General features: G+C 65.2%; 8 protein-coding genes. 5 read left to right on the forward strand and 3 right to left on the reverse strand.

The window, feature by feature from the left end; all coding sequences use genetic code 11:
* Window positions 1-2: 2 nt before the first annotated feature.
* Genes CH271_RS18425 through CH271_RS18435 form a run of 3 tightly spaced genes read right to left on the reverse strand, consistent with a single transcriptional unit; the run spans window position 3 to window position 3,672 of the window.
* Window positions 3-1,370, reverse strand: a complete 1,368-nt coding sequence (locus tag CH271_RS18425) for a metallopeptidase TldD-related protein (protein WP_094634412.1) — start codon at window positions 1,368-1,370, stop codon at window positions 3-5.
* On the reverse strand, window positions 1,367-2,893 hold the full coding sequence (locus CH271_RS18430; protein WP_256986440.1) for a TldD/PmbA family protein: 1,527 nt from the start codon (window positions 2,891-2,893) through the stop codon (window positions 1,367-1,369). The genes CH271_RS18425 and CH271_RS18430 overlap by 4 nt, the downstream gene beginning before the upstream one ends.
* 11 nt (window positions 2,894-2,904) lie before the next feature.
* A complete protein-coding gene (locus tag CH271_RS18435) occupies window positions 2,905-3,672 on the reverse strand; it encodes a TSUP family transporter (protein ID WP_094634414.1) in 768 nt (255 codons plus the stop codon).
* A 17-nt stretch (window positions 3,673-3,689) separates the two neighbouring features.
* Here CH271_RS18435 and CH271_RS18440 point away from each other — a divergent pair, with 17 nt between their 5' ends.
* From CH271_RS18440 to lnt, 5 genes are all read left to right on the forward strand, one after another.
* On the forward strand, window positions 3,690-4,853 hold the full coding sequence (locus CH271_RS18440) for a sensor histidine kinase (RefSeq protein ID WP_037189287.1): 1,164 nt from the start codon (window positions 3,690-3,692) through the stop codon (window positions 4,851-4,853).
* A gap of 16 nt (window positions 4,854-4,869) precedes the next feature.
* On the forward strand, window positions 4,870-5,526 hold the full coding sequence (locus CH271_RS18445; RefSeq protein ID WP_094634415.1) for a response regulator: 657 nt from the start codon (window positions 4,870-4,872) through the stop codon (window positions 5,524-5,526).
* An 80-nt stretch (window positions 5,527-5,606) separates the two neighbouring features.
* Entirely contained in the window at window positions 5,607-6,143 is a 537-nt protein-coding gene (locus tag CH271_RS18450; RefSeq protein ID WP_037189285.1) for an FxsA family protein, read from the forward strand.
* A gap of 59 nt (window positions 6,144-6,202) precedes the next feature.
* Window positions 6,203-7,756, forward strand: a complete 1,554-nt coding sequence (locus CH271_RS18455; protein WP_094634603.1) for an amidohydrolase — start codon at window positions 6,203-6,205, stop codon at window positions 7,754-7,756.
* Entirely contained in the window at window positions 7,746-9,338 is a 1,593-nt protein-coding gene (gene lnt, locus CH271_RS18460) for an apolipoprotein N-acyltransferase (protein ID WP_373453574.1), read from the forward strand. The genes CH271_RS18455 and lnt overlap by 11 nt, the downstream gene beginning before the upstream one ends.
* Window positions 9,339-9,933 lie beyond the last annotated feature (595 nt).

Below are 9,933 nucleotides of genomic sequence, written 5' to 3' on the forward strand. Positions count from 1 at the left end.
CCTCATTGGGCGGCGCTGACCGACGACATGTGAAAGTCGGGAATGCGCAGCGGCGGCATAGCCGTGCGGGTGAACCAGTCCTTCCACTCGCGCGGCAGTGTCGCCTCCGTTGCGCCCGCCTCGGTGACGCGGCGTAGCAGATCCAGCGGGCTCTCGTTGAAGCGAAAATTGTTCACCGCACCGGTGATTCGACCGTTCTCGATGGCATAGACGCCGTCCCTGGTCAGCCCGGTGAGCAGCAGCGAGGTCGGATCGACCTCACGGATGTACCAGAGCGTCGTCAGGAGCAGCCCGCGTTCTGTGTCGGCAACCATCTGATCGAGGCCGACGTCCGTGCCGCCTGTCAGAACGAGGTTCTCGCCCGGGACCGCGACGGGAGCTCCGAACTTCTGCGCCGATGCACGTGGATAGGAAAGGGCGGATACCGATCCGTCGCGGATCCAGTCGACGCGCTCGATGTCCATGCCGTTGTCGAACACCGACACCGAATCACTCGACGACCCGGCCACCACGAACGGCGCGTACTCGAGTCCCGATGCGTGTGGATCGGAGAACAGGGTGAGCGGCAGGTCGGTGAGTTTCTCGCCCACTCGCGTTCCACCTGCCCGCGAGAGCGCGGTACGGCCTTCCTGCGCTCCGCGGCCTTCCATGGTCCACATCAGGTAGATCATCAGGTCGGCCACCGCCGACGGGGGCAGCAGAGTCTGATAGCGACCGGCGGGCAGTTCGACGGTGTTCCGGGCCCAGCCGAGTCGGGTGGACAGCTCCGCCAACATCGCCTCGACCGACACGTCCGCGAAGTCGGTGGTTCCGGTGCCCACCCAGGCGCTCGCCCCGGATCGCTTGCCGTTTATCTCGACCGATCCGGTGGGCTGCGTGAAGGTACGACGCACACCGGTCGAGGTTCCGAGCCAGACGTTGTCGACGGTGTGCTGCGCGAATCCGTACAACGTGTCCTCGCCGTCGAAACCGACGTTCAATTCCCTTGCCAGCGAGCCGAACACGTCGATCGACGTGTGTTGTGCTCGGCGGTCCCAGTCTCGCGGGTCCGAGGCCGACTCTCGAGGCAGCAAGGGCATCGCGTCGTCGGCGGGTTCAGCCGATCGCGCGGCCGCTTCGCTCGCACGTACCACGGCCTCGATGTCGTCCGGATCGACGCTCGTCGAAGACACGGTGCCGACTCGAACGGTGTCGGCCTCTCGCACGATCGAGATCACCTCCCAGCGCCGGGAGGTGGCAATTCCGTTGGTGGTCATGGAGTTTCCGGCCCACCGCAGTGTTGCGTCGCTGGAGTCGGTGACGATCACGATGGTGTCGTCGACACTCGCGCAGGCGAGTGCACGTTCGATCACGAGCTGCGGCGCGATCATCGACCTGCCTCCGATCGGGTGTTGAGGACGTTGACGCCGCGGAACAACGCGACGGGGCAGCCGTGACTGACGGCGGCCACCTGGCCGGGTTGGGCCTTGCCGCAGTTGAATGCGCCGCCGAGTCGCCACGTGGACGGCCCGCCGAGCAGTTCCATCGAGCCCCAGAACTCGGTGGTCGTCGCCTGGTACGCCACGTCACGGACCTGGCCGTCGAGCACGCCGTTGCGGATTCTGTAGAAGCGTTGACCGGTGAACTGGAAGTTGTAGCGTTGCATGTCGATCGACCAGGATTTGTCGCCGACGACGTAGATGCCGTCCTCCACCTCCCCGATGACGTCGGCGGTCGATCGATCGGTCTCGGGGTCGGCCTGCAGCGACACGTTCGCCATCCGCTGGATCGGTACGTGATGCGGAGAATCGGCGTACGAGCACCCGTTGGACCGCTCGAGACCGAGTTTCGGGGCGAACACTCGATCGAGTTGGTACCCGACGAGTGTCCCGTCGCGTACCAGGTCCCATCTCTGCGACGCGACTCCGTCGTCGTCCCAGCCGATGCTGGCCAGGCCGTTGATCTCGGTACGGTCGGCGGTGACGTGCATGATGGGCGATCCGTAGCGCAACGTCCCCAACTGGTCCGGGGTCGCGAACGAAGTGCCGGCGTAGGCGGCCTCGTAGCCGATGGCACGGTCGTATTCCGTTGCGTGCCCGATCGACTCGTGAATGGTGAGCCACAGGTTGGTCGGATCGATGACGAGATCGGTAGGTCCTGCCACGACGGACGGTGCCTTCACCTTCTCGGCCAGCCACTCGGGGATCCGGGCCAGCTCGTCGGCCCAGTCCCACGTGCTGTGCTCACCCAGGTACTCCCAGCCTCGTCCGACGGGTGGCGCGAGGGTGCGCATGGTCTCGAATGCACCGGCGGATCGATCAACCGTGGTGGCCTCGAACTGGGGATGCAGTCGCACCCGCTGCTGCGTGATGCTGCTACCGGCCAGATCCGCGTAGAACGACTGCTCCTTGACCTGCAGAACCGAGGCGGTGACGTGATCGACGCCGTCCGACGCCGCCAGCCGGGACGAATACTCCGCCAGCAGTGCCACCTTCTCGGCGGTGGGTACCTCGAACGGGTCGATGTCGTACTCCGACACCCACGTCGCATTCGAGTACACCGGCTCGGAGGCGAGTTCGACGCGTTCGCGATTGAGCGTGCGCAGCGCTGTGGCCACCTCGACCGCACTGCGGGCCGTGGCTGCGGCTGCGTCGGTGCCGAGTTCGGCGTGCGATGCGAAACCCCAGGTGCCGTCGACCACGACCCGCACGGCGAGGCCGATCTCACCGGCGTCGATGGCGGATTGAACGGAGCCGTCGCGCAGCGATATGGACTGAGTCGTCAAGCGCTGCACGCGAACATCGGCGTGCGTTGCCCCGGCCGAGCGGGCGGCGCTCAGGGCGGCGTCCGCGAGGGCCTGCAGGGGCAGAGCAAGGAAGTCGGCGTCGACCGATCGATCCGATTGTCTCGTCACGCCTGAAGACGCTAGCCGAATTGTTGCCATCCGAGTCGGATCACCATGCCCACGACCACGACGAGCAGGACGATTCTCACGAATCCGGCACCGCGGGCGACCGCTGTCCTCGATCCGAGGACGGCACCGAACACGTTGCACACCGCCATGGCTGCTCCGAGCTGCCAGTAGACACTGCCGGTGACGGCGAAGAAGGTGAGGGCACCGACGTTGGACCCGACGTTGATCACCTTGGCCATCGCGGCGCTGCGAACGAACTCGGTTCCGAGCATCGTGGCGAAGACGATGATCAGGAACGTTCCGGTACCGGGCCCGAGAATGCCGTCGTAGAAGCCGATTCCGGCGGCTGCGCACCCGATGACGATCAGAACCTTGCGATGGGTGGGCGGCGACGATGCCGCGCTCAGACCGATGGTCGGACGGCAGGTGACCAGTACGGCCACACCCACGAGAACGACCATGATGATCGGGATGAACAGCTCGCGGTCGATCAACGACACCGCAGCTGCGCCTGCCGCCGAAGCCACGGCGGCGAGGACGCCGGCCGGAATCAGCACCGCCCAGTCGAGCGAGACCTTCCGCGCGAAGGTGACGACGGCGGCGACGGTACCGAATACGGCCGTCGCCTTGTTCGTCGCCAGTGCTGCCTGCTGCGTGAGCTGAGGTGCCACGAGAAGAATCGCGGGCAGCAGGATGAGGCCACCTCCGCCCACCACTGCGTCGACCCAACCGGCGGTCGTGGCAGCGACCATCAGCAATCCCCAGTCGGCAGCAGTCATACGGCAAACTCAATCACATGCGTCGATTCAGTCTGTGGCTCCGTGGGCAGCCGTTCGTGGCCGATGCCCTGCTGGCGGTCGGGCTGTTCGTCGTCGACATTCTGGTGTTCGTGAGCTCGGTCGACGGTCTGAACGGACCGTTGTTCCTGGTCTTTTCGGTCGTGCTGACGATTCCCGTCGCGTGGCGGCGTCGTCTGCCTCGCTCGATCGCAGCACTCACTCTCGTCACCACACTCGGCTCCGACATAGCGGGCAGCCTCGTGGGCGATGCCTACAACGGTCACCCGGCCGCCCTGGCGCTACCGATCATGCTCTACACGCTGGTTGCGTACGTCGGTCGAGTTCAGGGCGGCATCTATGCCGCCGCCCTCGCTGCGTACACCGCCGCGAACTTGTACCTGTTCACCCAACCGGTGATCACGACGCTGTTGTTCAGCGCGCTGATGTATGCGCTGTCGTGGGTTGCGGCGGAATTTCTCGGTGCCCGCAGGGCATACGACGAAGCGACGCAGGCCCGTCTCGTCGTGGCCGAGTACGACAGGGATCGCCGTGCCGAAGAGGCCGTGATCACCGAGCGCACGCGTATCGCGCGCGAACTGCACGACGTCATCGCCCACAGCGTCAGTGTCATGGTGGTCCAGGCCGACGGCGCCTCGTACGCCATCAGGCGCAACCCCGATCGCGCGGAGCAGGCCGTTGCCAACATCTCCGCCACGGGCCGATCGGCGCTGGCGGAGTTACGTCGAACGGTCGCATTGTTGCGGACGTCTCCCGATTCGGACGACATGCCCCAGTACGGGACCGCAGGCCTGGCCCGTGTCGTCGAGATGATGGGTCGCGCCGGCTTGAACGTCGAGCTCGAACAGACGGGAAACCTGGACGACATCAGCCCGGCGATCAGCCTCGGAGTGCACCGGTTGGTCCAGGAATCGCTGACCAATGTCCTACGGCACGCCGGTCATGCGCCGCGCGCGGTCGTGAAAGTGGTTCGCGCAGAAGAGGAGGTGAGCGTCGAGATTTCCGACAACGGCACCGGCTCGGGCACCCCGACGTCGGCGGACGGCGGTGGACACGGATTGCTCGGGATGCGCGAGCGAGTAGCGGTGCTTCGAGGCACCCTGCATGCGGGTCGGACGCCACACGGCAATTGGCTCGTGCGGGCAACGCTGCCGATCGAGTGAGGGTTAGGTTGGGTCGGTGCCGATCACCGTTGTCGTCGTGGACGACCAGGAACTCATGCGCATGGGATTGAACATGGTGCTCGAGGCGCAGGACGACATCGAGGTGGTGGGGGAGGCCTCCGACGGGGCCGGTGCCGTCGAGGCCGTGGCCAGACTGAAACCGGCAGTGGTGCTGATGGACGTCCGGATGCCCGGCGTCGACGGCGTGGCCGCCACCCGCACCATCACCGAATCGGGTTCGGACGCCAAGGTTCTGGTGATGACGACCTTCGATCTCGACGAGCACGTCCTCGGTGCGCTCAGGGCGGGGGCCAGTGGATTCCTGCTCAAGGACACTCCACCGGAGGACCTGGTCTCCGCGATTCGCAGCGTGGCTGCAGGCGATGCCGTCGTCTCACCGAAGGTCACCAAGCGTTTGCTCTCGAGGTTCGTCTCACAGACTCCGTCGACCACCGATGCCTCTGTTCTCGACTCACTCACCGGCCGTGAACGCGAGGTGCTGGTGCACTTGGCGACCGGCTTGTCCAATGCCGAGATAGCGGCCGTTCTGCATCTGTCCGAGGCGACGATCAAGACCCATATCGGTCGAATCCTGACGAAGTTGGACATCCGCGATCGAGTCCAGGCGGTCGTGCTGGCGTACGAAACCGGCCTCGTCCGACCGGGTTCCTGAGAATTTCCCGGCAAACCGGTCACCCGGGAGCGATTTCGATGCCCCGCGCGTTGTACCGGTGAAGCGAAGAAAGGACCGTCATGCTCGCTCTGTTCGTACTCTATGTCGTGGTCGAGGTCGCAGCGCTGGTCGCCGTGGGAAGCGCACTCGGTGTGCTCTGGACCGTCGTACTGCTGATCGGCGGATCGCTGGTCGGGTCGTTGCTGGTGCGATCGCAGGGCAGACGTGTGCTGGACGGTCTGCAGCGGGCATCCCGAGGCGAGCGATCGGCCGGTGGTGCCGTGGCCGATGGCGCACTCTTCGCCGCGGGGTCGGTCGCAATGTTCGTGCCGGGACTGGTGACCACGGTGATCGGGTTGCTGTTGTTGATCCCGCCGACCAGGTGGCTGCTGCGCCCGGCAGTGATGTGGGCCGCCGCACGCTGGTTGCCGCAGGTTGCGACCGCGACCCGGCGCATGCGCCCCACCGTCATCGACGGTGAGATCCTCGACGATCATGTCGACGACGCCAGCCGAGCACCGAATGCATCCGGTTCTGCATTGATCCTCGAGGGACAGGTGATCGAGGCCGATCGATTCGATCCCGCCGCCGGGGATTTCCGGAAGCCACACCGGTAGGGGCAGACTGGTCGTTCGTGACCACCGAATTGTTCTGCGGCGGACGGATCTACAGTCCGATGGCGTCGGACGCCACCGCCATGGCCGTGACCGATGGAATCGTCAGTTGGATCGGTGAGGATCGCACCGGGCGAGCGCTCCATCCAGGAGTCCGCGTCACCGACCTGGCGGGGGCCTTCGTGGCACCGGCGTTCGTCGACACTCACGTGCACGTCACCGATCTGGGTCTGTCGTCGATCGGACTCGATCTGTCCGGCTGCACCTCGCTCGAACACTGCATGCGGGTGCTCGCCGAGCACGCATCGTCGTCCTCGGACGCACTGATCTGGGGACACGGCTGGGACGAGAGCTCGTGGCCCGAACATCGCGCACCGTCGACGGTCGACCTCGACGCGGCAGCGCCGGGACGCCCGGTGTACCTCACACGCATCGATTCGCATTCGGCTGCCGTCTCGACGCCGTTGCGCGTCGCCGCGACCGGAATGGAATCCGCCACCGGCTTCTCCGGGCAGTCCCCTCTCACAGCTGCCGCGCACCACCTCGCGCGGCTGACGGCGCGGTCGATGATCACGCCCGGTACCCGGGATCGGGCTCGAACGGCTGCGCTCGACAGTGCGGCGGCGCAGGGAATCGTCGCAGTCCACGAATGTGCCGGTCCGATCGTGTCGGGTATCGACGACTTCCGTGAACTGATGGCCACCGAACACGGGGTGGAGGTTCGCGGATACTGGGGCGAGCTGGTCGAGACGGCCGAGCAGGCGCGGCAGCTGCTCGGCGAGACCGGCGCTCATGGGCTGGCCGGTGACATCTTCGTCGACGGCTCGCTGGGATCGCGGACCGCGTGGTTGTCGTCGCCGTATGCGGACGACTCCGGATCGGGCGTGCCGTACGAGGACGTCGATGCGATCGCTGCACACATCTCGGCGTGCACGTCCGCCGGAGTTCAGGCGGGGTTCCACGTCATCGGTGACGCTGCGATCTCGGCTGCCGTCACCGCATTCGAGCGGGTGGTGACCGAGCTGGGAACTGCAGCCGTCGCCGCGTGCGGGCATCGGCTCGAACATCTGGCAATGGTCACGCCCGAGCAGGCCGACAAACTGGCCTCCTGGGGGGTGATAGCCAGCATGCAACCGATGTTCGACGCCCAGTGGGGCGGTTTTGGAGGGTTGTATTCGGCACGGCTCGGCGCAGACCGTGCATCGGCGCTCCATCCGTTCGCGCGCTTGGCATCGGCGGGGGTGGCGCTGGCATTCGGTTCGGATGCGCCGGTCACCCGACTCGATCCCTGGGCGACGGTCAGAGCCGCGGTCAATCACCACACGCCGGGCAGTGCCATCTCGCCTCGGGCCGCTTTCTCGGCCGGTACCCGCGGAGCCTGGCGAGCGGGCGGAGTTCGCGACGGATTGGCGGGGACGTTGGTGCCGGGAGCGCCCGCGTCCTTCGCGGTGTGGGAGGTCGACGAACTCGTCGTCCGAGCACCCAAGGACAGCGTGCAACGATGGTCGACGGACCCACGCGCAGGAGTATCTCCCTTGCCCGGTCTGGACCCGTCGTCCACGAGCCCACAGTGCTCGATGACCGTGCACCGCGGACAGGTCATTCATGAGAACTGAGTCCGCTTCGGGTGTCGGGACGGTGGCCTCGTCAGCGGAGCGGCTGCGCCGGGCCGCGATGTCGACGGCTCTCTCCGTTGCCGGTGGCGCACTGATATTCGCGAGCTTCCCTCCGCGAACCCTGTGGTTTCTGGCCCCGCTGGGTATCGCGCTGCTGGCCCTCGTCCTGACCGGCTTCGGCGGCCGGAGGTCGGTATCGCTGAAAGGGGGATTCGGCTACGGCTGTGCCGCCGGACTCGGATTCTTCGTTCCGCTCCTCCCGTGGATCGGTGTGTACGTAGGACCGATGCCGTGGCTGGCGCTCGCCGCCGCCGAGTCCGTCTTCGTCGGCTTGTTCGGAGTGCTCGGTGTGTTGTCGGCACGGAGCGCATGGTGGCCGCTGTCGATGGCATTGGCCTGGAGCCTGACCGAATGGCTCAGATCCAGTGTTCCCTTCGGTGGCTTTCCGTGGGGCAGATTGGCATTCGGACAACCCGAGGGCTGGTTGCTTCCCTTGGCGAGCGTCGGCGGTGCACCGTTGCTCAGTTTCGGTGTGGCACTGACCGGAACCGGAACGGCGGCGCTGCTGGTCGCGGGCAGTCGACGAGACGGAGCGCGTTCGTTCCTCGGACCGGTCGCCGCAACGACGATCGCCTCCATCGTGGCGCTGGGGTTGCTACCGACGCTGCACGGCAACGACGCGCCGGAGGGCGACGAACGGACAGTGACGATCGCGGCCGTCCAGGGAAGCGTTCCGCGGCTGGGTCTGGATTTCAACGCACAGCGCCGCGCGGTGTTGGACAATCACGTCCGAGAGACCATGACATTGGCCGCCGACGTCGAGGCCGGCAGGCAACCTGCCCCGGATCTCGTCGTGTGGCCCGAGAACGCGTCCGATATCGATCCGTTGAGAAATACCGACGCTGCGACTCTCATCACACAGGCGTCGGTGGCTGTGGGGGCCCCGATTCTCGTCGGCACCGTACTTGTCAATGCCGATGGTACGAACACGAATTCGGTGATTGCGTGGAACGGTACGGACGGGCCCGGTGAGCGGCACGACAAGAAGATAATTCAACCGTTCGGCGAATACTTGCCATTCCGAAGTTTTTTTCGATTGTTTTCGGAATATGCCGACCGAGCGGGTTATTTCGTCCCCGGTAGCGGAAACGGAGTGGTGCACGCTGGGGGAATAGCGGCCGGAATAGCAACGTGCTACGAAGTCGCATTCGATCGCGCACTCGAGGAATCGGTCCGGTCGGGCGCGGAGTTCATCGCCATACCCACCAACAACGCGACCTTCGGCGACACCGAAATGACCTACCAACAACTCGCGATGTCCAGAGTGCGAGCCGTCGAGCACGGACGAACGGTTGTGGTGGCCGCTACGAGTGGCGTCAGCGCAATCGTGTCGCCGGACGGTGACGTCCTTCAGCAGACGCCGCTCTTCAGCCCGGACGTGCTGGTGTCCAGTGTTGTACTGCGACAATCCCTCACCGTCGCGACTCGAATCGGCTTCGGATCGGAATTGGTGCTGTGTCTGGCAGCCGTCGGAGCGCTCGGCGCGACGCTTTTGGCCGGACGTCGCCGCTCCGACTCCTGAAACAAACGCCGAGTCGGTAAACGGTGGGTTTATCGCACCGCCGAGTCGGATACGAACGAATATTGCCGAGCGATGTGTCGTGCGGAGTCATTCGTTCGACCGAATAGCATCTGCTCGGGTAGCACTCTCGGTCACTTCTGTAACAGGCTGGAGGCAGTGATCGATGGTTCTTATGATTACTGCACAAAAGAACCGTGCCGATGTTGTATCTTTGTAAGCCGTTGGGGTGCTCGACACGGAATTTTCAGGTCGGCTTTCAGCGGATGACCGACGGTTTCGCGTTGGTATGTGAGCGCAGTATCGACGCCGACATTGTCGACCGTGTCGTACGCCTGGCGGGGAGGGGAGTTCATGTCGTACAGGACGATGAATTCGAGAGTCACCACACACTCGTTCACTGAACTCACGGTTTGTTCTATTCGGTAGAACCGGGTTCTCTCCCTGTTTCAATCCGGTCGCCCGATCGCGCCGAATTGATACAGAGCCATATCACCACCGAACGTGTGTGAATCGACACGAACGCAGACCAGAACGGAAGCCAGAATTGCTCAATCGCGCGCACAGGCCGCCGCGGCTCGACAGTCCGAACCGAACC

It is taken from the genome of Rhodococcus sp. 05-340-2 (assembly GCF_002258915.1).
Taxonomy (GTDB): Bacteria; Actinomycetota; Actinomycetes; order Mycobacteriales; family Mycobacteriaceae; genus Rhodococcoides.